A 23,565-nucleotide genomic window follows, 5' to 3' on the forward strand; every position below is an offset into this window, starting at 1 on the left:
GCAGATGAACGAAAGGGACAGATCATCTATACCTGCTGGTTACGGATGAATATCTAAAAAATTGTTTCGGACCGGACTTCAGTCACGTCAAGAGCATCCTGATCAGCACCGGAAGGATTCAGGTTCTGGAACCTTGCAATTTTCTTCTCAATAAAACCGGCAATACGATCCGGAGTGCCATGAACAGCATCTTCCAGTCTGAAAAAATGGCTGTCAAGGTTGGTGTGGAATCCAACAATCTGGAAACCTTATATAATCTGTGTATCAACCACTATGGATGCACGGTTTATCCCGGCAATTTTCTGTCTGACCGGAAGCTGACTGACAACCTCAATGTGATCCAGCTTAACTATCCAAGCGCCAGCTATACACTTGGCATCGGCTATATGAACGGGCATTATCTGTCGAATGCCGCAAAAGATCTTATCCGGCTGATGGAGGGGTGATGTGATAGCGTAACCTTGCTTATGGTGTTTGTATCGACCAAGGCATAGCATATATGACCCGCTCCGTTTTCTATAGAATGCATATGTCTAATTCGTAAATACTCCTGTGCCAACTCGCCTTTGGCTCAAACAGGCACTCGTATTTACTGACAATATGCATTCTATTACGAAAACCTCGCTAATGTCATATCATGCTATGCCTTGGTCGATACAAACACTATAAGCAAGGACTATATTTGAATGTATCTACCCATCAACCAATCTAACATTCGACTCAGACAGACACCCGTATTTACCAGCAGCGTGCATCTCATAACGAAATCCTCATTTTACGTCTTATTATAGTGGGAAGAGGGTGACAGGCTGATATGCAACGGAATATTTATTAATACTTTCGGCTTACTTCTTTGGATTATCTATCGCAGGTCGTCAATGGAATTTATAAGGGAGATTTTGATAGAATGTATAATCTGCCAGATATAGCCGCAAGCCGCCTATTTTCTTGGTTTTTTCGTCATTTTGACTGTGCTTTCGTAGTAGCGTTATAAGCCAGCCTATGGTACAATTGATATAAGCATATCAAGAAAATGGTATGTTGGAATTTAGGGTTATGGAGCCGGATATACAGGTATAGAATTAACGTTTATTTTTTATATTCCGTTTGTGTCTATGGCAATATACCTTGTAATATGACATACACGAGGCTTTCGTTATGAGATGCACGCTGGCAAATTAGAGTAAGCTACACTAACCTCAGGCTTCGCGCTAACGCTCGTCTTCACTAAGTGCTCCGCTCAGCCGAAGGTGAGTTGGCACAAGAGTATTTACAAAAAAGACATATGCATCGAATAGAAAACGAAGTGTGTCATTTATAAGGTATGTTGGCAAAGACATAAGCAGAATATAAAAATACATCTAATATAAACTGTATATATCGGACGAAGAAAGGAGTTGAAGGTTATGAACAAAAAGATTATCAGTCTCATACTCATGTTTATTATGATCGGAGAGCTCATGTTTACAAGCATGCCAGTCGTAAAAGCCAGTGACTATCTTGACGTAACAGCTACCGCTACCTCGATCACCTCGGTGAAATTGTCATGGGGAGCACAAAAAGGAGTTACACAATACAAGATCTACCGAGCGGTTGCGGATGAGGATTGGAACGCAGGCAAATACAAACTGATCGCAACCATTTCGGGTAAGAAGAAAAGCTATACCGACAAAAAAGCGAAACCGGAAAAACGTTATACTTATATGATACGTGGTTATAAAAACAAAAAGAAAGTTATCGAAACCGGTATCCCAGCCTCTGCCTATACAGGCCTTGTGTGTTCATTTGACGAATACCAGTTTGCAGAAGCCCCAAGAAGTACAAAGTCGATCACGCTGAAATTATACAGTTCAGGCGGCGTACTTCCAACCGGATATGAAATCTACCGGAAAGAAATGGGTATCGTGGGCTACAAGAAGATTGCCACAGTCAAGAAAAGTGCAGAAAGTCTGAACTACAAAGACAAGACGGTAAAAGCCGGCAAGACATACCGCTATAAGGTTAGAACTTATCTTAAGGTCGGCAAAAAGAAATATTACAGTGCATTTACGGACTACGAACAGATATCTGCAACAAACCGAAGCGGTAAATATACGTTCAAATTTGACAACAGTGTAAAATGCGCTGATAACGAAACAGTATATAAGATTACCAGCAAAGCCTATAATGACACATTGAAATTATATGACAATGCTGTACTGACGATTGAACTGGACGATGGTTCGACCATTGAAACAGGTGTTGATATCATTTCCTATCGCAAGGGTGATGGCACCTGGAAGAAATACAAAAGCAACCAGAGCCTGACTCTTAAGGCAAATGAAACACTCCGGCTCAAGGTTCGTGCTACACAAGATGTAAAGATTAAGAATCTCAAAAATGTACAGTCCTATGAACTGAATATGGATGTTACTTACAATAAAATAAGCAGTTTTCTCTGGGCTTACCCTTATGCCGGTACAGCTAAGACTGTTATGAATTCAGAAGCGATCCATTAAATAACCGCATAATATAAAGTACCTCTGCTCCATGGTGGTTATATGATACAAGACAGAATTTCTGAAATGTATTGCATATGAAACTACTATGGGGTGGAGGTGTTGTTTTTTTGCCGACATTTATGTCGACATTTTCTTGTTCAGTTCGATAAAATTATATGCTATACTTATTTTGTTCTGGTTAAACGAGGTGATCATGAGAAATATATTTTTTGTAGATAGTGAGAACGTCGGTGATTCCTGGATACAACTATTTGATTATCTGAATGACGATGACTGTATCCTTGTATTCTACACCGACAAGTCTCCTAACATGTCCTATGCAAATGTTGTCGCATTGAAACAGTCCCCTTTTGAACCTGAGTTCATCCTCTGTGAAAACGGAACTGATAATGCCTTAGATTTTCAACTTGTAACCTACCTTGGTTCGTATACAGTTAAAAATCCGGACGACAACCTCATCATTGTTTCAAAAGATAAAGGTTTTGACAGCGTGGTACATTTCTGGACGGAACGCGGATACCATGTATGCCGCAAGGCTCCCTCCATTTTCCACACACTGGCAAATGAACTATCTATACAAAAGCCAATGCTTCCTGCAATTCCAGCTTTTACTGCAGTACCGGAAAGTATTGATGATTCAGTAATAAAGGCAGAAAATCCAAAGCCGGACGTGATCGTAGAAACCACTCCTGCTACGAATCCTGGCAAAATTGCTGTTCCTGTTAAGATTGATAAACAGGCTGCTATTCCAGAAGCTGTATCTACGCCGCTGTATGATAAGGAACAGGTCGATACATTACTTTCCTGTGTCGGGAAAAGTAATCTATCCGCCATCCACAACATACTTATATCAATCTACGGTCAGGAAAAAGGAAGTTATATCTATGGTATAGTAAAGAGTTCATCCTACGAGATACCAAAGGTCAACTGGCAAAAGAAAACAAAATACCGTAAATTCTTATCGATTGTTTACTCTAATGCCGGTATTGCTCTCATTGATGATTTCTATAAAAAACTATACCCGCATAAAGCAAACCTTCGGGAAATTCACAACCTCTTCGTAACCAAGTATGGTCAGGAAAAGGGTACCGAATACTATCGCTACTATAAATCGCATGCGGAATTTCTGCAGAAGACATTCTAGCATGTAACAAAAAGGAACCAGAACAAAGTTCTCCCCCGCCACAGGAGCCGAATCGCATATAGGGGATGTGGTAAGTAAGGCTGTGGTGGGGGGAAAATAGAGTATTCAGGAACAAAATCTCTACTAATTTTTAGAATGTAACAGTCCTTATTAATGATGCGTTTTAAAAGTCTATTTTTTAGTGGAATCTCAGATTTCTTTCTATTTTTCTATGTTTGACATTTATTAAACTACACTCTCATATAGGGAGTGTAGCGTAATAATCATAGTTATAGTTTATTTGGGAGATTTCAATCCACACTTCCGCATAGGGAATGACTCTCTCTGCTCATCGACCTGATCAGCTATACCATTTCAATTCGCTCCCCCGCGAAGGGAGTGACATGAATACAACTATTCGTAAAAACTTAAGTTTAACATTTCAATCCACACTCCCGCGTAGGGAGTGACTTCACTTCTACGAAAAATCTAATACACTTCTACATTTCAATCCACACTCCCGCATAGGGAGTGACAAACTACAGCGTTATAAAACAGTTGTTCAAAAAGATTTCAATCCACACTCCCGCATAGGGAGTGACACACATCTGGCACCAACTACCGGAACAGCCACAAATTTCAATCCACACCCCCGCATAGGGAGTGACCAGATAATGCTATTTTAGAAATACATTGTACAGATTTCAATCCACACTCCCGCGTAGGGAGTGACGTCATATTCGCCGATTCCAAGAAGTTCTTCGTTATTTCAATCCACACTCCCGCGTAGGGAGTGACGGTAATCGCAGTCCCTTGATAACCAGTATTCGAAATTTCAATCCACACTCCCGCGTAGGGAGTGACGTTCGCAGGCACGCTATTTTTACTAAAATTAGCGATTTCAATCCACACTCCCGCGTAGGGAGTGACGGCGCTTACACGCATGGTAACCGTTTTCTTGCGGGATTTCAATCCACACTCCCGCGTAGGGAGTGACACTGGCATCTGATTGAATATGCAAAGAGCAAAGATTTCAATCCACACTCCCGCGTAGGGAGTGACTTATACAGCTTGCAATGCGAGGTGATACGGAATATTTCAATCCACACTCCCGCGTAGGGAGTGACTTGATGAGCTGGACCCAAACCGAGGAGATATGAATAATTTCAATCCACACTCCCGCGTAGGGAGTGACTTAACCAACGTCGTTTTTTCCTTTTTGGTAATTAATTTCAATCCACACTCCCGCGTAGGGAGTGACCCGAAGCACATAAGGAATGGAACCTTTACATCTATTTCAATCCACACTCCCGCGTAGGGAGTGACTAAGGTCGAGATCATCACCCGAAAAGATGCGCCATTTCAATCCACACTCCCGCGTAGGGAGTGACCAGGCAAGACAGGCAAAGCTGGAGCTTGATGAAAAATTTCAATCCACACTCCCGCGTAGGGAGTGACAGTACATATCAATTATAAGGCAGTACAAGACGATGATTTCAATCCACACTCCCGCGTAGGGAGTGACTTACAATATTGTATAGCAGAAGCAACTGTTGTTGATTTCAATCCACACTCCCGCGTAGGGAGTGACACTTGCAAGGGGTACGCTAGCTCAAGTTGAAAGTATTTCAATCCACACTCCCGCGTAGGGAGTGACCAGACTATAAAAGATTTAATACCACAAATCTTAATTTCAATCCACACTCCCGCGTAGGGAGTGACCGATAACAACAGTAATGCTAATTATATCAACGGAATTTCAATCCACACTCCCGCGTAGGGAGTGACCAAGACGCGCGCAGAAAACCGCTTGTGTGGAGGGATTTCAATCCACACTCCCGCGTAGGGAGTGACCCTCGGTGGGATTTTGGTGATAGCTCCGGCATAGTATTTCAATCCACACTCCCGCGTAGGGAGTGACTAGATTACCATACCCAATCGCAAATGTTAGTGGTATTTCAATCCACACTCCCGCGTAGGGAGTGACCACGCCGTGATGATTACTTTGCGATCATGTACAATTTCAATCCACACTCCCGCGTAGGGAGTGACTTTTCATTCTCCTTTTTTCTTAATGATATATAAGTATTTCAATCCACACTCCCGCGTAGGGAGTGACGGGCTGTTTATATGTTTTAATGCGTTCTTTTTCAGATTTCAATCCACACTCCCGCGTAGGGAGTGACTGTTCGATCGTAAATACAGATACAGGATTGTGGAGATTTCAATCCACACTCCCGCGTAGGGAGTGACCTGTTTACCGTGTTTGTAGTGTCGCCCTCGCCAATTTCAATCCACACTCCCGCGTAGGGAGTGACAACCTCACTTTCTTCATGTTCTAATGTTTCACGTATTTCAATCCACACTCCCGCGTAGGGAGTGACGGACTGGATAGTAATGCTTTCCAGTATTTTTCCCATTTCAATCCACACTCCCGCGTAGGGAGTGACAAGTTACCTGCTTTGTAGTATCAGCCGATACTGATTTCAATCCACACTCCCGCGTAGGGAGTGACGACCTGCTCCGTGAACGTGGACTTGAACTCAGAAATTTCAATCCACACTCCCGCGTAGGGAGTGACTTGATGTCAGCATATTTTCAATTGTATTGTAATAGTATTTCAATCCACACTCCCGCGTAGGGAGTGACTGCACCAATTCCAAGTTTGTTTGTAGCATCAGCGATTTCAATCCACACTCCCGCGTAGGGAGTGACGATTTTAACAGGTATCCTCCAAATTCCATACGTATTTCAATCCACACTCCCGCGTAGGGAGTGACGAGATCTTGAAGACGTTAATATCTTCGATCACTGATTACAATCCACACTCCCGCGTAGGGAGTGACCATTATCCTCATTTGTTACTGTGAGTATGACTTGATTTCAATCCACACTCCCGCGTAGGGAGTGACTTGATATGCAAGTAAATTTCTAAATCCATTATAGAATTTCAATCCACACTCCCGCGTAGGGAGTGACGACGATGATTACCCGGAAGATGAGACTTATATAAATTTCAATCCACACTCCCGCGTAGGGAGTGACGGTGATCGAAGCCAATCGTGGATTTTTGAAAGAATTTCAATCCACACTCCCGCGTAGGGAGTGACTCACTTCGACTGGATATGTAAGGCGTGATTTCAATTTCAATCCACACTCCCGCGTAGGGAGTGACTATCCCTCAAGGCAACAGTTGTCATATTTTCCGATTTCAATCCACACTCCCGCGTAGGGAGTGACGCGAATACAACAGAGGTCACAAGTGAGTATTTTGATATTTCAATCCACACTCCCGCGTAGGGAGTGACGATGGCTGTTGGTCAATCACGAACAGTCACAACGATTTCAATCCACACTCCCGCGTAGGGAGTGACACATATATCCAACGTCCTCTCCGTATGTATTGGATTTCAATCCACACTCCCACGTAGGGAGTGACTAAATACTTTACAGTTAAGGAAACTGAAACAGACATTTCAATCCACACTCCCGCGTAGGGAGTGACTAAATACTTTACAGTTAAGGAAACTGAAACAGACATTTCAATCCACACTCCCGCGTAGGGAGTGACATTTATGCGGATACAGATTCTATCTTTTTCATCATATTTCAATCCACACTCCCGCGTAGGGAATGACCATCTTCAAGAGCCTGTGTTGCGGTGAGGGTTTCAATTTCAATCCACACTCCCGCGTAGGGAGTGACACAAAAAAGTCTAGAATCATTGTTCGACACTATCATTTCAATCCACACTCCCGCGTAGGGAGTGACCATGTATCCGCGGATATTCGCAATTCTCCGCATATTTCAATCCACACTCCCGCGTAGGGAGTGACAGATGATACATCTGATATAGATTCAACGGAAAATATTTCAATCCACACTCCCGCGTAGGGAGTGACACGCATATTCTCCTTGTGCAGCTCTTTCTACCGTCCAATTTCAATCCACACTCCCGCGTAGGGAGTGACGATCGATATTGATGCAAACAGAAGATACCTGCAGATTTCAATCCACACTCCCGCGTAGGGAGTGACGATTTAACGACGATCCCCCTAGGGATGTTGTTTTATTTCAATCCACACTCCCGCGTAGGGAGTGACCAATGCCACATATTCTGTTCCTGCATATATTTAAATTTCAATCCACACTCCCGCGTAGGGAGTGACATACTCTGTATATGCATTGTCTTTGAGATAGAGAATTTCAATCCACACTCCCGCGTAGGGAGTGACCAAAAAATCATTTCATTTCACCACAAACAACCGATTTCAATCCACACTCCCGCGTAGGGAGTGACTCATATTTCTTTTGATTCTGAGACTTCACACTTATTTCAATCCACACTCCCGCGTAGGGAGTGACTCTACAGTGGTTGTTATGTTAGCAAATACAACAATTTCAATCCACACTCCCGCGTAGGGAGTGACGGGATACGGAATGTGTGTTTGTGACCCTGTTCGTAATTTCAATCCACACTCCCGCGTAGGGAGTGACGACAATATATTGACTTTTGCGGTCGTGATAACCATTTCAATCCACACTCCCGCGTAGGGAGTGACTTGTGACTTGTTTGGATTAAGAATCTTTGACTGCTATTTCAATCCACACTCCCGCGTAGGGAGTGACCCGCATCGAGAATATAATTTACAAGTGTATGATATTTCAATCCACACTCCCGCGTAGGGAGTGACTCCAATGATTAATAATGATGCATGGATTTCAAAAATTTCAATCCACACTCCCGCGTAGGGAGTGACAGAATTTACTGTGTTAGTTGTGTCACCCTCACCAATTTCAATCCACACTCCCGCGTAGGGAGTGACCAGAATAAAATCTGTCTAGCGCTTCAAATGACAATTTCAATCCACACTCCCGCGTAGGGAGTGACATATTGTTTGCTGGCGTTTTACGATATACAGTAATATTTCAATCCACACTCCCGCGTAGGGAGTGACGGTACTTTGCGTATTATTGTCTAAAATTTTGAGATTTCAATCCACACTCCCGCGTAGGGAGTGACATAAATCTTTTCATATTCATACCTACCTTATACGTATTTCAATCCACACTCCCGCGTAGGGAGTGACGAATAAAGCTGCATCGCAAACAGCATGCCCTGGCATTTCAATCCACACTCCCGCGTAGGGAGTGACGAAAGAAAATAATTTTGATGGTACGGACAATGATTTCAATCCACACTCCCGCGTAGGGAGTGACATATAAGAGCCGTATTCTTCGTTGTAAAATACCATTTCAATCCACACTCCCGCGTAGGGAGTGACTTAGGTGTTCGTGGATTTTATCGAACATGTCACTTATTTCAATCCACACTCCCGCGTAGGGAGTGACGCTGAAGAGTTGGGAAGTATTGACAGATTGCATATTTCAATCCACACTCCCGCGTAGGGAGTGACTAGATAATATCAACACTCAGACACTTATTACCAATTTCAATCCACACTCCCGCGTAGGGAGTGACACAATAAAAGTGACGATGAAATGGGACTTTTCTATTTCAATCCACACTCCCGCGTAGGGAGTGACAGGTGTCCACGTTGATACAATTGCCATCGGGTCTGCTATTTCAATCCACACTCCCGCGTAGGGAGTGACGCATAGTGATCAAAGATATTCCAAAAGTCACAATTTCAATCCACACTCCCGCGTAGGGAGTGACAGGGTAGGAAGGATTCTTATGTTTAATCGAGGATATTTCAATCCACACTCCCGCGTAGGGAGTGACCATTGCCGTTTTTATAATTAGCTGACTTGTGTATATTTCAATCCACACTCCCGCGTAGGGAGTGACTCTAAGCACTGACAGGATCAACGCCAGCCAGAAATTTCAATCCACACTCCCGCGTAGGGAGTGACGCTGCACAGATAATACCCACGATTGCCGTTACAAATTTCAATCCACACTCCCGCGTAGGGAGTGACAAAAATCAGACCAAGCTTGTAAACCCCATCGAAATTTCAATCCACACTCCCGCGTAGGGAGTGACGATTGTTACTCAAATAATACGGTATACGCGAGGGATTTCAATCCACACTCCCGCGTAGGGAGTGACACGATTTTCAAAAATTACCGAAATGTAATCGAGCATTTCAATCCACACTCCCGCGTAGGGAGTGACGCGGAAACTCTCCGCGTTTATAATATGAATTTATATTTCAATCCACACTCCCGCGTAGGGAGTGACCGGAGTACGACCTGTCCGGAACAAGCGTTCATGTTATTTCAATCCACACTCCCGCGTAGGGAGTGACCTATTGGTATCCACAAAGCGTTAATTGTGTATGATTTCAATCCACACTCCCGCGTAGGGAGTGACAAACAGTCAAGCAAGTAATCTGGGAAATAATCAATTTCAATCCACACTCCCGCGTAGGGAGTGACTTTTAACGCAGTATCAACCTTTTCCTTGTCTTTTATTTCAATCCACACTCCCGCGTAGGGAGTGACAGGGTGTACCTCCGCGCTTTTGTTTAGTCAAGCATATTTCAATCCACACTCCCGCGTAGGGAGTGACTAAAAAAGGCACTCCGGAGAGTGCCTAGAGGGTAATTTCAATCCACACTCCCGCGTAGGGAGTGACATCCACTGGACATTACACGCATTGTGAACGATGAGATTTCAATCCACACTCCCGCGTAGGGAGTGACTTGTACCGCATAATTTATGATAAACAAATTTGGATATTTCAATCCACACTCCCGCGTAGGGAGTGACTGAATTCGGACGCGTGTAAGATCTTTTTACTTAACATTTCAATCCACACTCCCGCGTAGGGAGTGACATAAGCTCATCCACAAGAGTTAAGGCACTCATTATTTCAATCCACACTCCCGCGTAGGGAGTGACTCTAGGCACTCTCCGGAGTGCCTTTTTTAAAAAATTTCAATCCACACTCCCGCGTAGGGAGTGACGAAGCATGGGGTTGTTTTGTTGTTAAACGCAACCGTATTTCAATCCACACTCCCGCGTAGGGAGTGACATAGATTCGCATAAAATTTTGAAAGTTTCATGGAATTTCAATCCACACTCCCGCGTAGGGAGTGACTCTCCGACTTTTTTCCTATGCTTTGTGTTTAAATTTCAATCCACACTCCCGCGTAGGGAGTGACTGTATATACATTAGATTTTCTTTCAAATCAAAAAATTTCAATCCACACTCCCGCGTAGGGAGTGACAGCAAATCTCACCAATATTCTGCCTTAAAAATTGATGAAATTTGTTAAAACTAAACATTATTTGATATTTTTTTCCTTTTTTTCAAAATACTCATTATAAAAAAGGATTTAATATCATATTATTTAGTGCGAATCCTTCAACAATTTTATGTACGCTTAACATTCGCACTTTAAACTATAAGCACTTGGTCAGCTGCGATTCCTCTATCTACTCCAAAATGCTCAATTTTTGTTTGATAATGATTTCCCAAATAATAGAATCTGATGCTATCATGTTCTGCATCGATAATATCTGTTAACGTTGCTTTCAATGTCACACTTTGTGCATTATCCAAGATACACTCGAACACAGAATTCTGAACCCTTCTTCCATAGTTAACACACTGTTTTGCCACTTTTCGAAGTCTGGTTCTTCCAGCAGCATCTTCCGTATTAACATCATATGTTATTAATACCAACATGTATCTCACCTTACTTCCATAAAAATGGTGGATATCCATCCAAATCTCCACGAAGATACCGTGCCAGCAACATGGCCTGCACATATGGAACTATTCCCCATTCCACTTTTTCTTGTAAATATGGATGTGTAATTAATTCTTTTTTACGCTTCTGCCACTCTGTTAAAATAATCTTTCTGCCATCGTTATTGATCAACACCGCCCCATTTTCCTTTTGAGTAAAATTCTTCTTTGTTATCATCTTTTTATTTATTAAAGACAATACAAAACGATCGGCAAAAACTGGACGAAGTTCTTCCATCATATCTAATGCAAGTGAAACTCTCCCAGGTCTTTCTGTATGCATATATCCAACACAAGGATCTAATCCAACACTCTCTAAGGCAGATACATACATATTAGATAACAAAGTATACACAAATGATAACATCGCATTCACCTCATCAAGTGGAGGTCTTTTGTTTCTCCCCTGAAATGTAAAGTCTTTTTTTTGCTGTAAAATTAATTCATCAAATACACCAAAATAATCACTTGCCGCTTTTCCTTCAAATCCACGCAATTCATCTTTGGCATTGCAATTTCTGACATAAGCAAGATGCTTGTGTAACCTGTCAGCTACATTGCCAACACGTTCAGCATCAATCTGCATACTATGATCTCTAACAGCTCTCTTTAATATCCATTTAGCATTATAAATCTTACCTATAATATTATTTTTTGCTATTTCAAGACTTTTGCTATCATTTTTACTACTGTCATACTGCTGTTCTCTCAGAAAAACATTTCCACGCACTTTTCCGCTAATTCTTGCAAGAAATTTACCCTGTGGCGAAATATAGACTAAAGAAATATTTCGATCCACACATGCTCCCATTAAAGCAGGACTAGTTCCACGATATCCAAAAGAAACAATTCCTTCCAAATTATGAAGTGGCAACCGTCCTATTTCTTTATTATCATCATAAATTACGATGTTCTCACCATCTAAAGCCAGATAACTATTTTCAGATGTTACATATAATGTGTTCAGTAATTTTCTCATTCATCTTCCTCCTGAAGCATTCGCTTCACATAGGTACCTACAGAAACAGTTTTACTCAGTTTGGGCAAACAAATTTCTTTTAAAGAACACGAACTACAACTTTTACTTGTTTTTACCTTGGGTGTATAATGCCGGCTAAAATAATGATGCATTTCCTGAAACATGTCTCTTACTTCTAGTCGTAGCTCATCAGTAATGTGTATAATCTCTCGCCTCTTAGTCTCTCCATAGAATAATGCACCTTCTTTAACTTTTGTCGAAAACATTTCTTCCAAACACATCGCTTGAGCAGCTAACTGCAATTGGTCTTTTTCATCAGTTTTTGGCTTTCCTTTTTTATATTCAACCGGATAGATAGAATATAAGCCTCGATGTCCATGCAATCTGACACCATCTTCACATCTGCGAAATTCAACCATATCACACTCACCAGTTATACCCATTTCCTTGGATACCACTGGTAAAGCACGAACAATAATTGTGTCTTTTCTCTTCTCTGTGAGATATGGATCATGCGCCTTTTTATGCATTAATTCCCCTATTACAGTATGTACATTTTCTTCCCATTGCTGTTCAACATGAATCAATGCCCATTGCCTTCTACAAAATTTAAAGTGCTGAATTCCTGATATAAAAAGATAATCTTCTTCAGAATATTCCATTAATTCATCCTTCTCACTTCTACTGAATCAGGAATTTCTTGCTGACAAACAGTTACATCATAATCCTGATACTTTCTTGGATACTCGACTGTATCTTTCTTTTTCACCTTTACCGCATCAAACAACTTATAAGCAGGGCAATCTCCAAGTTCTTTGCTATGCTTAAATACAATCAATTCTCTAACTGCCATATTGCCTCTTGCTGCAGAGTGATCTACCTCAAACATATTAAGAATTGCTTCCCAAAGTAACTCAAGATCATCCTCAGTAAAACCAGTCACCTTTCTAGCCAAATTTGCAGAAATATATCCTTCTGCACGATACAAGCCATAAGGAACAATCATCTTTCTTCCCATTTCAGTTGACTTGTTCTCTGCATCCTTTTCTGTAGTAATAGCTACTCTGGTAATGGTCACCTCCTGACTAATAATTGGATCAATACTTCTGGCAAATCCAATTTGTACCGGGCCTCTAACCTGACCACAGTTAAGAGCAGCCTTCACAAAAGTAGTCATAACAGCACCAAAAGTACGAATATCATAAAAATTCTGACACATATAATCCTTTAACTTGGTATCTATGAAAGGATCGTTTTTCTTAAGAGTTTTCAGCTCATTCGTAATTTTCTTATCATCTGTTTCTGTAATACCCACGTCAGCACATGCTTCCCTGTCGCTACGATTCAGTGGAACATCTTCCTTGATGTAAATCTTATATCCCTTTGAATCCTCTTTCACCGTTTCCACATAGTTTCTAATTTTTCTTTTCAAACATACATCCGTAACCAGTCCCAGACCACTTTCGGGATCAATTCTAGGCATATTGCCAGCATCCGGGTCACCATTTGGATTACCATTTTCTACATCAAATAAAACAACAAACTCATAACGATTTTTGATTACTTCACTCATTTACTTTTCCTCCACTTTTTCATATTTTTTCTGCTGCTGGTGATAATATCCCAGCATAAACTGTCCCTGTTGTTCCAACGATAAACGTTTTGGGTATTCTGAAATTTTTCCGCATAACTCTGTAATCTTTTTCTCATAATACACTTTGATACCACCATTTTCTCTTTCCAGCTTTTTAATATGACTATTCTTCAATTTCAATAATACTGGAAATACGGTAGCCGGAGTAGTACAAGCTGAATTAAAATATCGATCTCTTATTGTTGCTTTAATTCCTGGATTAGCATCCCTTTGAATAGACTCCAACACTGAAAACAGTCTCCCCAGTATATAAGCAGTATTTGTACATTCTTCATTTAATCCCACAAAATCATCTCCTCTCAAACAATGATAGTTTTGTATTAAATATGCCTTAATAATTGCCGCCTGATTCCATTTCACATCGCCAGCTTCAGCTCTAATACGAATCAGTACATTTGTGTATAAGCAAGCCGGATAACGTGTGCCTGACAAAATAGATTGCATAACTAATGCTGCCATGCTGGGTATCGGTGACTTATTATTGGATTTTTGATTTACTGTAGCATTGAGCATATCTTTTATTCCTAAATATTCCTGTTCCACCCAAATCGGCTTCACAATATTCAGCCTCCTGTAATGTGCTTTGATATTATTTAAAATATTCCCAAATGTGTTTTGATAAAAAAAGCGGACAGAAATACGAGCAGCATTAGGTGATACCGCGAGAATATTGAAGATTTGATTTGGGTCCATATCTTCTTCCTCCAAATAAACCTTTGTATCCTGCTTTAAACTATCAAACAGGTCTCTTAGCATCTTCGAGTTATCTTTCGTAGGTTTCACGGCGTTAAAAAATCCCTTTTGATATTTTTTCTTTCCATTTCCCGCCCAAAAGACCACCATGGAATCCCCCAATGAAAATGTATAATCTCTCTGCGATAATAAATAATTTAGTGCGGTAGTATAAGCAAATTCCGCATATCTTCCTACAGGAGCATTATAACTTTGTGTTTTCTCATAGGATTCAAACGATGGGGCATTGAAGGAAATTAAGGCTGCTCCACTAGATTGTGCTCCCGGAACCCCTTTGATTACCTTGTGAATTCTAGATATCTCAGTTTTCTGCCCGGTAACCATACAAATACCTTTCACCTCACTGGAAGCGACATCAAGATGATTTCTCCAGCATGTTTGGATTTCCACATCTTCCTGTACATCTTCTGCATCAAGACAAAAAATCAAGTTTGCTCCATCTGTAAGCTCTTCCCAATTATCTGCAATTGAAGGATTTTCTTTTGCTTTTTGCGGTTTCCAAGTCAAGAAGTAATTCCTAATAGCTTTAGCCACTCTTCCCTGTGCATATTTTAAAATCTCCAAGTGTAACTCTTTTGCTACCTCATAACATTCAATCACCCTCTTATCATTTCCATTTTTATCAATACCTAGGATATATTTTGCATTATCACACAGAAAGTTTGCTGCAATACCGGATGACCTTGTTACCATTTCAGGTACCCTCACCAGCGCAGGAATCCACACAGTTTTCTTTCCTCGTACTTCCTCAATTTTTCTTGACTGTATCCCTAAAACCTGTCCATCCTCCGATAAATTAATTGCATAAGACACTTTGGCATGACACCATCCTAATTCAGAAACAAGTCCCTGTTTTTCCAGATTCTCATAATATTTCACCAAGGACTGTAAAATCATCGTCTCACCTCACAATCTTTCACATCAATTACTCCATGCCTCATTACGGCTCTAAAAAACATTGGTTGAATATCTTCCAAATTACTGTAGTCCATATCATACAGCATAAAGCCAAGATCTTTTTCATCAACATCATCATACGCTGTATGAATTTTGTCGTCTTCACACAGTGCAAAATTGGCCGGAAATTCCCTACAACCAAAGTAAGGCATATGATAGCATTCACCTTTCTTTAACCTTCTTACGACAATATCCTTGAATTTTCCCGGATTATCTGAACTATTTGCTTTATCTGTCATTTCAAAATGAGCTTCAATCACATAAGCCACATCATAAAGCATCAAAGAGGCCCTCTGTACAATATCCTCCTTAGTACTAATATACAATGTTTTATTTGCACCATTATATGCCTGCAGCACATTTCTAGCCTGTATCTTACTCTTCACTTCATTTCGTCTTACACTTGTGAATTGAATTGGCTTTTGCACATAAATCTTATCAATAACCCATTTCATTCCGGGATGCCAGTAAATGCTTTCCAGAATACCTCTGGCAGCAGAGGGTGTCATTACATCATAGCTGCATCGCTCAACTTTAAACTCGGGTCTTGTAAAAAGAGCATATTCTCCCCAGACATTTACTTTAACTCCAACTCCCATTGTTTCACCTTCTTTCTATTATTATTAAATATTGTAAAATTGTTAAAATATCCCACCTCCTTTATTATTTAATAAATGCATTTATAAATTTCATTTTTTATTATCTAACATTTTCAAGACTATCCAAATAAAGCTTGTCCCAATTCCACATCTAATTTCAACCCTGTCTCATCTTGATAAATTTCGTTTCTTATCAATTTGTAAAAATCCTGTCCACCACCTTGTACAGGCTCTAATATTCCATCATAATACATCTTTTCAAACAAATTCTCACTTCTCCCGGCTGATGACCTCCGTACATTCACACAATATTGTCCCGATTTTCTCATCAAACTCTTTGTAATGCCTTTCATCTCAATCTCATTTAGAAGATCTATTGCTTCCGGTTCTTTTGGAATGAATACCAAGACTGTATTTTCTTCTATCAGATTAAATTCTCTTGCTACAGTCGCGAAATTATATTTCTCATCCCTGAATTCACTCAGAATTCTCTTCTTATCCAAGCTATCCCCCTTAATATGATATAATCTAGAGAAATACTCTGTGACAACTTCCAAATTTGATATGTCTTTTCCCTCTGCCATCAAATTCTTAGTAACATCAATCTGTTGCCGTTGACTAGGTATCGATTCCTTATCCTCCCATCTAAAGATATGCACAATACTATCTTCCTTAGCTCTTTTTCCGTTTCTGTTACAACGACCTGCTGCCTGGATTATAGAATCCACTCCGGCTAATTCTCTATATACCGACATAAAATCCAAATCAACCCCCGCTTCAATTAAGCTTGTTGAAATCAGAATGCACTTTTCTCCATTTTCAATACGACTTTTTATCTCTTCAATTACTCTCTTTCGATGTAGAGGATACATACTGGTGGAAAGATGAAACACTCCTTCCCCTTTCAGTTGATCAAATAGCCCTTGTGCTCTTTTTCTAGTATTTACAATACAAAGAGCCTGCATTTCATTCTGTAGCTTCTGTGCCATATTTTCTTCCGTTATTGTTCCAATATCCTGATATTTCACACGTTCAAAATACTGAAATTGTTCATCCATCCTCGGACATAATTCTGTAGGTATAATACTTTTTGAAAAAAATTGCAGTAAAGCAGGCTGTGTTGCCGTACATAAAACAATGCTGACACCATAATTTAATAATAGTTCTTCCATCATTGCCACGCAGGGCTTTAAATAATTTCCCGGAAGCATCTGCGCTTCATCAAAAATAATCACACTATTGGCTATGTTATGTAACTTTCTACATTTTGAAGGCTTGTTAGCATACAGTGATTCAAAAAACTGAACATTGGTTGTTACTACTACAGGCTTATCCCAGTTTTCAGCAGCCAAATGCAATGGTATGAAATCCTCTGAACTTTCATAATCTACATTACAATGGTTTTCCAGAACATTATAGTTTCCCAATATTTCTCGAAATACCTTTGCATTTTGCTCAATAATACTGGTGTATGGAATTACGTAAATAACTCGTTTCATATTGTTCTTAACAGCATGTTGTAATGCAAAGGCAAGTGATGCAATCGTCTTGCCACCTCCAGTGGGTACTGTAAGCTGATACAAACCTTTAGACAATGTTCCTTTTTTCATGCATTCTCTGAGAATTTCAGAACGTCTACCACCTATAGATTCCAAATCATAATTATCAAACCATTTTGATTTGTCTGACTTTAATCTTTCCAACAGTAATTCAACAGACTCACCAGGATCCCTATTTACCTTACCATTTTTCATGAAATCTTCCGTATTTAAGAAATCTGCATCCACGAGACAGGAATAAAGCATACGAATGAACACACTCAGTGAAAAATCAAAGTCCGTAACCTGCTTTATATCAAATGGAACTGATTTAACAACCGGTATCGTTATTTCCTTTTTATATGCACTATAATCACAAATTTTTTTCTCCAGTCGATCAATCAAAGATGATGGTAACCCCTTTCGTCCGGTGTCTGGTAATCCTGCATGATGACCAGCAATACAATAACTTATAATTGAAGATATATTTTCCCCGACTTTTGCCCCTGCTGTAGAATGGTCCACACGAACGTCCAGACCATTTTGAATTTTATCCTGAAATTCTTTAGAGTATTTACCAATGTCATGGAGCATCCCACAGCAATAACCCCAATCCCCATTTCCAAATTTAGTTGCAAAATTCTTTGCAAGCTCTGCCGTTCCTTGTAAATGTTCTTTTACAGTCTGTTTTCTTTCCTCATCGATATGTGCATAATATTCCATATTACCTCTCCATCAAATATAATTATTCATTACATTTTTAATGAATCTGTTATTCATAAATAGAACTTGCAAAATAAGAACAACTAAATTTTATCCGAATCCATCGTCAAGCTCTACATAGGTCAAACATCAGCCCTAGTAACAAGTTTTTTCATCTTATCTATTCATCTATAAATAATTTTACTGCTTTAATTAGATCAATTATACTGTATGTGATGTACAAAAAATCGTCCATCATATCAATTTCACTTCATAATTATAGGGATTTCTTATTAGAGAAAATAGAAAACTAAAAAGCCTCTATCTCAGACCCGCCCCCTTTTATTATGGAAATATTATACCTTTATTTGTCATAATGTGCAATAATATACGCATATTTTGTCAAATTTTAGAAAATACACTTTCAAATACCAATAACCTAATGCAAACGCCCCCGCTTATACAAGCGAGGGCGTTTGTCAAACCATGTAATACATTTAAAACTTCACAACTTCCGGTTCATGTGTAAATGATGAGAATGTTGCTGTGGCATTCTTAAAATAAAATACCTCGGTGTTACCATCATCTGCGGAATACATCTTCTGTAATGAAGGGTATGCATCTAGCATAGACTGTCTTGCTTCTCTGCGGTCATCTTCCACCAGTTCTCCTGCTACACGAAGCCATTCTCCATTCATAAAAGCACAGATCTCAACCTTCGAATTTGCATGGATCTGCTTTGATACATCTTTTACTTTGCCTGTCTGTATGTATAACTTGCCTTCAAAAATATGGGCAGTTCCAAATGGTCTAACTCTTGGCTGGTCACCCTCTACAGTTGCTAAATAATAAGTTTCTGCGTCCTTTAAAAATTTTGCTACTCGTTCCATAGCATTATCCTCCTGTTTATAAGCTTTTTAATAGCTTACGCCTCATACACCGGCTCAAAATCCTCTACCCCATGTCCACATATCGGACAGGTGAAATCTGCCGGCAGCTCGCTTCCTTCATATACATAATTACAGATACGGCAGCGCCAGCCTACGATCTTCTTGTCCTGGGCTTTCGGTTCTGCTTTTGGTTTTACCTTTGTCTGATAATCCGCATAAGTCAGCGGTGCATTTGCATTGATCAGCTTGGCATCTATGACTTCTGCGATAAATAACGTATGTGTGCCAAGGTCGTGCTGTTCTACTACTTTTCCGCTGATCACGGCACAGGCATTCCATCCCATATACGGAATGTCATTGCAGTCCTTTGGCATTTGCAGATCTGCGAATTTATCCACATCTCTGCCGGACTGGAACCCGAAATGTTTTATCGTCGCAAATGAGCAGGTCTGATCCAGAATACTCAAAGCAAATATCCCACTCTCTTTCAACAGATCACATGTATAATTCGTGTTTAATACAGATATCGCAACCCGAACCGGATTACCTGCCACCTGCATACATGTATTTGTGATGCAGCCATTTACCTTCTCCCCTGATCTGGTGGATAACATGAATACACCATAGGATAAATTATAGATTGCTTTTTTGTCCATATGCTTGTACCTCCCTTTTACAAAATACGATTTGTTTTTTCATCCTTGCAAGCAAATAATTTTATACCCATTATACCACAAACCGAATAAATTTATAATTCTTTTCAAGAATTATTCTCAATAATATACATTGTGAAAAAATCAGGCAGCTTGATATCCCCAATTCAGGATTGCTGCCTGATTTTTCTGCTTCTGTCACTACTATATAATAATAAACAACCGGTAGCGACTATCTCTTACTTCCCACATTTCTCCACGCATGGAGCGCTTGTGTCAAATGCTGAGTTAAATGCATAGAAGTTCTTTGTATCCATCTTGTCGCGGACAATGCCAAGGCTTTCACCGAAGCGCTGGAAATGTGCGACCTCACGTTCGCGAAGGAATTTGATCGGCTCATATACATCCGGATAGTCCTTGCAGAGACGCAGGATATTGTCATAAGTCGACCGGGCTTTCTGCTCTGCTGCCATATCTTCGAAAAGATCCGTGATCGGATCACCCTTGCTCTGGAATTCGCAGGCGTTAAATGGAATGCCGCCTGCTGCCTGCGGCCAGATTCCTAAGGTGTGATCGATGTAATATTTGTCAAATCCCGATGCCTTAATCTCCTCGATCGATAACCGGCAGGTAAGCTGGTAAATGATCGTGGCAACGATCTCCAGATGTCCCAACTCCTCTGTACCAATATCGGTAAGAATCGCTTTCACCTTATTGTCCGGCATTGCATAGCGCTGGGACAGGTATCGCATAGATGCACCCATTTCACCATCCGGTCCGCCGTATTGTGAGATTATCGCCTGCGCAAGCTGCGCATTTGTCTCTTTAATATTTACCGGAAACTGTAATCTTTTTTCATAGATCCACATTTAACAACCACACTCCCTTTCCCATGGCCAAGGTTTGTCAACCCAGTCAAAATAATTGTCGTCATTTACCTGATATCGGTTCAATGGACCATAGGCGGTCGTGTATTCGCGGACTGCCTGCTGCCGCATTGCTTTATAATTGCTGTATGCTGCCAGTGCCTTTGGACATTCCGGGTGAGTGTCCAGATACAGGGAAATGTCATCCAACGCGAAGGACACTTCTGTTATAAAGGCAAAGAGCTGCTGTTTGTTCATATTATTCATTGCCTATTTCCCCCTTACACCACAAAAGATCAGATTCAGATCCGGGAACATGGTTCCTTCGCACAGACCCTTTTTCGCATCATAGAGTTCCCCAAATTCCTGACTTGGCACATACGCCATACCAATCGGATGCGGACTGAATCTGCCACAGGTCTCTACATCCTTTCTTGTTGTTTCGCAATGATCCTGTCTGGAAGGACAGCCGCCTGTGCCCTGACAGTTTCCATTGCAGGAAGAGGCATTGCGGTTATTTGCATATTGCATCATGAGATTTGGCTGAGCAGGATATCTGCCGCCATTTCTGTTGCAGTTTCTATACTGTTCCAAATGAATATACCTCCTGAATTTGCATATTATTCATCTCTCTATACTTTATGGGGAAAATGTAAAAATGTGACATATTACAGGATGATTGAGACGAATACATATAAAAAGAGCAGTAAATCTGATAATTTTACTGCTCTTTTTATATGTATTAATTTAACAAATTTTCTATATTTCTTGCACCATACAATAACCGTCGTACTTCCATAATATCATCAATTACCACATAATAAATCACATAATTTCTTACATATATCCGGTAATATGGATATTCACGTTTTTTTCTGGAATGATATGGTTCAAACGCTACCGGATTGTTTAATCTGGCTAATATTTCTGTTTCAACATCATTTATCAGTCGCATTGCCGCTTCTTCATTTTTTAAAACCTTCGAAATATAAGTCACTGTATCCAGCAAATCCTGTTCAAAAAGTGGCAAATATCTTAACTTGTAGATTTTATCTTGCATCCATCACACTCCTTGCTTTGCTAAATACTTCTTCGTGTGAAAGTCTTTTATCTGTCGCTTTTGCCTGTCTGTCAGCTTCATCAAGTTTCATTTCAACATTCTCTGTGAGATTAGCATACTCTTCCATACTTAAAACAACCATCGCCCCATATCCATTTTTCGTTAAATATACAGGCTTTCCACTATTCACAATTGTTTCAATTTCAGGGAACTTATTTCTAAGATCTGAAACCGGTCTAATCTGTATCATTTTTATCACTCCTTTTTATTTCATGCTTCTTGTCGTTAATATATTATCATTATTTTATCGTTATTCTGATATTATTGCAATATAGAATATATAAAATTCACATTGTATGGATTTAAAAATTGATAATACTATAGCATACTTCCCCCATATTCCCGCATATATTCATTATGTAAAAGCAAAATCAAAGGGGCTTCTATGATTAATCTGATCTGGGCTGCCATGATCTTAGTCGGTATTATCACCGCACTTCTGACCGGGCATATGGAAGATGTGAATGCAGGTATCATTGATGCCGGGAGTGACGCCGTTTCACTCTGCATCACCATGCTTGGAATTGTTACGATGTGGTGTGGAATCATGAAGATCGCAGAACGCACCGGTCTGATGAAGAAATGGTCATCGAAAATGTCCCCTGTCATGAGATTCTTATTTCCGAGACTTTCCCCGGAGCATCCGGCATATGAATATATGTGTACGAACATCATTGCAAATATTGTAGGGCTTGGGTGGGCTGCAACACCGCCGGCACTAAAGGCGATGCAGGAACTGGCTAAGGACAACAAGGGAAGCAAATCTGCCAGCCGTGAGATGTGCGTCTTCCTGATCCTGAATATTTCTTCGCTGCAACTGGTCCCGGTAAATATCATTGCCTATCGTGCAACCTATGGTTCTGAACATCCTACCGCCATTATCCTGCCCGGCATCATCGCAACGGTCTGCTCCACCGCCGTCGCCGTCCTGCTGGCTGTAATTATAAATAAGAGGGGAAAATGAATATGCTGACAACAATCTCAAACAGTATCATCCCGATGGTCATATTTGCTGTTGTGTTATACGGCTGTATTAAAAAGACGAATGTCTATGAAGATTTTATTGACGGAGCATTTGACGGAATGAAGATCGTAGTCGAATTAGTTCCAACATTGATCGGCCTATTTGTGGCTGTGCGAATCCTGAATGATTCCGGTGCCCTTGGCCTGATCACAACCGCTCTGAAGCCGATTGCTTCTCTCATACATACCCCGGATTGTGTGATCCCCGTCATTATAACGAAGCTGTTCTCCTCCGGGTCTGCCACCAGTCTGATGCTAAATATCTTTAACGACTATGGACCTGATTCCAGAGAAGGACTCACCGCTGCCATTATCCTTAGCTGTACGGAATCTTTATTCTATACGATGTCTGTATATCTGATGGCTGCCAAAGTCCGCAAATCCCGATATATCATCCCCTGCGCCCTGTTGTCTCTCGGTGCAGGGATCGTCGTAAGTATCCTGCTGGCAAATATGTTAGTATCCTAGGGCACCTGTTTTTCAAGT

Annotated in this window: 19 protein-coding genes and 1 CRISPR repeat array; of the genes, 5 read left to right on the plus strand and 14 right to left on the minus strand. The window is 40.5% G+C overall.

Annotated features, from left to right (window positions below; all coding sequences use genetic code 11):
* Positions 1 to 125 precede the first annotated feature (125 nt).
* The 3 genes from DWY07_RS13435 (at position 126) to DWY07_RS09660 (ending at position 3,645) form a co-directional block, all read left to right on the plus strand.
* Entirely contained in the window at positions 126 to 446 is a 321-nt protein-coding gene (locus DWY07_RS13435; protein WP_278286971.1) for a LysR family transcriptional regulator substrate-binding protein, read from the plus strand.
* 960 nt (positions 447 to 1,406) lie between these two features.
* Positions 1,407 to 2,498: a fibronectin type III domain-containing protein gene (locus DWY07_RS09655; RefSeq protein WP_117822891.1), complete on the plus strand. Its 1,092-nt coding sequence runs from the start codon at positions 1,407 to 1,409 to the stop codon at positions 2,496 to 2,498.
* 196 nt (positions 2,499 to 2,694) lie between these two features.
* Entirely contained in the window at positions 2,695 to 3,645 is a 951-nt protein-coding gene (locus DWY07_RS09660; protein ID WP_181983905.1) for a PIN domain-containing protein, read from the plus strand.
* A gap of 287 nt (positions 3,646 to 3,932) precedes the next feature.
* A CRISPR array of direct repeats spans positions 3,933 to 10,821; the repeat unit is 32 nt; unit sequence ATTTCAATCCACACTCCCGCGTAGGGAGTGAC.
* Positions 10,822 to 10,991: 170 nt separating this feature from the next.
* Here the strand turns inward: DWY07_RS09660 and cas2 are convergent.
* The 14 genes from cas2 to DWY07_RS09730 all read right to left on the minus strand — a co-directional run bounded on the left by cas2 (position 10,992) and on the right by DWY07_RS09730 (position 22,246).
* Positions 10,992 to 11,282 (minus strand): CRISPR-associated endonuclease Cas2, encoded by a 291-nt coding sequence (cas2, locus tag DWY07_RS09665; protein WP_117823225.1) that lies wholly within the window; start codon positions 11,280 to 11,282, stop codon positions 10,992 to 10,994.
* A 10-nt stretch (positions 11,283 to 11,292) separates the two neighbouring features.
* The gene (gene cas1c, locus DWY07_RS09670) at positions 11,293 to 12,324 is read right to left on the minus strand and encodes a type I-C CRISPR-associated endonuclease Cas1c (protein ID WP_117822895.1); all 1,032 of its coding nucleotides are present in this window, start codon (positions 12,322 to 12,324) and stop codon (positions 11,293 to 11,295) included.
* Complete coding sequence (gene cas4, locus DWY07_RS09675; protein WP_117822897.1) at positions 12,321 to 12,986, minus strand: CRISPR-associated protein Cas4; 666 nt, start codon at positions 12,984 to 12,986, stop codon at positions 12,321 to 12,323. The genes cas1c and cas4 overlap by 4 nt, the downstream gene beginning before the upstream one ends.
* Positions 12,986 to 13,897, minus strand: coding sequence for a type I-C CRISPR-associated protein Cas7/Csd2 (gene cas7c, locus DWY07_RS09680; RefSeq protein WP_117822899.1), 912 nt, complete (start codon positions 13,895 to 13,897; stop codon positions 12,986 to 12,988). Before cas7c ends, cas4 begins: the two co-directional genes overlap by 1 nt.
* Complete coding sequence (gene cas8c / locus DWY07_RS09685) at positions 13,898 to 15,628, minus strand: type I-C CRISPR-associated protein Cas8c/Csd1 (RefSeq protein WP_117822901.1); 1,731 nt, start codon at positions 15,626 to 15,628, stop codon at positions 13,898 to 13,900.
* Entirely contained in the window at positions 15,625 to 16,287 is a 663-nt protein-coding gene (cas5c, locus tag DWY07_RS09690; RefSeq protein WP_117822903.1) for a type I-C CRISPR-associated protein Cas5c, read from the minus strand. Before cas5c ends, cas8c begins: the two co-directional genes overlap by 4 nt.
* 119 nt (positions 16,288 to 16,406) lie before the next feature.
* Entirely contained in the window at positions 16,407 to 18,548 is a 2,142-nt protein-coding gene (cas3, locus tag DWY07_RS09695; protein ID WP_117822905.1) for a CRISPR-associated helicase Cas3', read from the minus strand.
* A gap of 476 nt (positions 18,549 to 19,024) precedes the next feature.
* Positions 19,025 to 19,417: a pyridoxamine 5'-phosphate oxidase family protein gene (locus DWY07_RS09700; protein WP_117822907.1), complete on the minus strand. Its 393-nt coding sequence runs from the start codon at positions 19,415 to 19,417 to the stop codon at positions 19,025 to 19,027.
* A 35-nt stretch (positions 19,418 to 19,452) separates the two neighbouring features.
* The gene (locus DWY07_RS09705; RefSeq protein ID WP_117822909.1) at positions 19,453 to 20,073 is read right to left on the minus strand and encodes a flavin reductase; all 621 of its coding nucleotides are present in this window, start codon (positions 20,071 to 20,073) and stop codon (positions 19,453 to 19,455) included.
* A gap of 236 nt (positions 20,074 to 20,309) precedes the next feature.
* Positions 20,310 to 20,939, minus strand: coding sequence for a manganese catalase family protein (locus DWY07_RS09710; protein WP_021943636.1), 630 nt, complete (start codon positions 20,937 to 20,939; stop codon positions 20,310 to 20,312).
* The gene (locus DWY07_RS09715) at positions 20,940 to 21,203 is read right to left on the minus strand and encodes a spore coat protein CotJB (protein ID WP_008401169.1); all 264 of its coding nucleotides are present in this window, start codon (positions 21,201 to 21,203) and stop codon (positions 20,940 to 20,942) included.
* 3 nt (positions 21,204 to 21,206) lie between these two features.
* Positions 21,207 to 21,530: a spore coat associated protein CotJA gene (locus DWY07_RS13440; RefSeq protein WP_242996187.1), complete on the minus strand. Its 324-nt coding sequence runs from the start codon at positions 21,528 to 21,530 to the stop codon at positions 21,207 to 21,209.
* A 148-nt stretch (positions 21,531 to 21,678) separates the two neighbouring features.
* Entirely contained in the window at positions 21,679 to 21,996 is a 318-nt protein-coding gene (locus DWY07_RS09725) for a type II toxin-antitoxin system RelE/ParE family toxin (protein WP_117822911.1), read from the minus strand.
* On the minus strand, positions 21,986 to 22,246 hold the full coding sequence (locus DWY07_RS09730; RefSeq protein ID WP_117785330.1) for a type II toxin-antitoxin system prevent-host-death family antitoxin: 261 nt from the start codon (positions 22,244 to 22,246) through the stop codon (positions 21,986 to 21,988). Before DWY07_RS09730 ends, DWY07_RS09725 begins: the two co-directional genes overlap by 11 nt.
* 195 nt (positions 22,247 to 22,441) lie before the next feature.
* On the opposite strand from DWY07_RS09730, the gene DWY07_RS09735 reads away from it, so the two are divergent.
* On the plus strand, positions 22,442 to 23,020 hold the full coding sequence (locus tag DWY07_RS09735) for a nucleoside recognition domain-containing protein (RefSeq protein WP_117808685.1): 579 nt from the start codon (positions 22,442 to 22,444) through the stop codon (positions 23,018 to 23,020).
* A complete protein-coding gene (locus tag DWY07_RS09740; RefSeq protein WP_242996189.1) occupies positions 23,017 to 23,547 on the plus strand; it encodes a nucleoside recognition domain-containing protein in 531 nt (176 codons plus the stop codon). The genes DWY07_RS09735 and DWY07_RS09740 overlap by 4 nt, the downstream gene beginning before the upstream one ends.
* Positions 23,548 to 23,565 lie beyond the last annotated feature (18 nt).

The sequence above is a fragment of the Clostridium sp. AF23-6LB genome (genome assembly GCF_003461085.1).
Taxonomy (GTDB): domain Bacteria; phylum Bacillota; class Clostridia; order Lachnospirales; family Lachnospiraceae; genus Coprococcus; species Coprococcus ammoniilyticus.

Excerpts from the sequence above, each read along its gene's own strand:
- DWY07_RS09655 (WP_117822891.1), top strand. The coding sequence starts at position 1,407 with ATGAACAAAAAGATTATCAGTCTCATACTCATGTTTATTATGATCGGA.
- DWY07_RS09730 (WP_117785330.1), bottom strand. The coding sequence starts at position 22,246 with ATGATACAGATTAGACCGGTTTCAGATCTTAGAAATAAGTTCCCTGAA.
- DWY07_RS09725 (WP_117822911.1), bottom strand. The coding sequence starts at position 21,996 with ATGCAAGATAAAATCTACAAGTTAAGATATTTGCCACTTTTTGAACAG.
- cas7c (WP_117822899.1), bottom strand. The coding sequence starts at position 13,897 with ATGAGTGAAGTAATCAAAAATCGTTATGAGTTTGTTGTTTTATTTGAT.
- DWY07_RS09715 (WP_008401169.1), bottom strand. The coding sequence starts at position 21,203 with ATGAATAATATGAACAAACAGCAGCTCTTTGCCTTTATAACAGAAGTG.
- DWY07_RS09735 (WP_117808685.1), top strand. The coding sequence starts at position 22,442 with ATGATTAATCTGATCTGGGCTGCCATGATCTTAGTCGGTATTATCACC.
- cas4 (WP_117822897.1), bottom strand. The coding sequence starts at position 12,986 with ATGGAATATTCTGAAGAAGATTATCTTTTTATATCAGGAATTCAGCAC.
- cas2 (WP_117823225.1), bottom strand. The coding sequence starts at position 11,282 with ATGTTGGTATTAATAACATATGATGTTAATACGGAAGATGCTGCTGGA.
- cas8c (WP_117822901.1), bottom strand. The coding sequence starts at position 15,628 with ATGATTTTACAGTCCTTGGTGAAATATTATGAGAATCTGGAAAAACAG.
- DWY07_RS09740 (WP_242996189.1), top strand. The coding sequence starts at position 23,017 with ATGAATATGCTGACAACAATCTCAAACAGTATCATCCCGATGGTCATA.
- cas1c (WP_117822895.1), bottom strand. The coding sequence starts at position 12,324 with ATGAGAAAATTACTGAACACATTATATGTAACATCTGAAAATAGTTAT.
- DWY07_RS09660 (WP_181983905.1), top strand. The coding sequence starts at position 2,695 with ATGAGAAATATATTTTTTGTAGATAGTGAGAACGTCGGTGATTCCTGG.
- DWY07_RS09700 (WP_117822907.1), bottom strand. The coding sequence starts at position 19,417 with ATGGAACGAGTAGCAAAATTTTTAAAGGACGCAGAAACTTATTATTTA.
- DWY07_RS09705 (WP_117822909.1), bottom strand. The coding sequence starts at position 20,073 with ATGGACAAAAAAGCAATCTATAATTTATCCTATGGTGTATTCATGTTA.
- cas3 (WP_117822905.1), bottom strand. The coding sequence starts at position 18,548 with ATGGAATATTATGCACATATCGATGAGGAAAGAAAACAGACTGTAAAA.
- cas5c (WP_117822903.1), bottom strand. The coding sequence starts at position 16,287 with ATGGGAGTTGGAGTTAAAGTAAATGTCTGGGGAGAATATGCTCTTTTT.
- DWY07_RS09710 (WP_021943636.1), bottom strand. The coding sequence starts at position 20,939 with ATGTGGATCTATGAAAAAAGATTACAGTTTCCGGTAAATATTAAAGAG.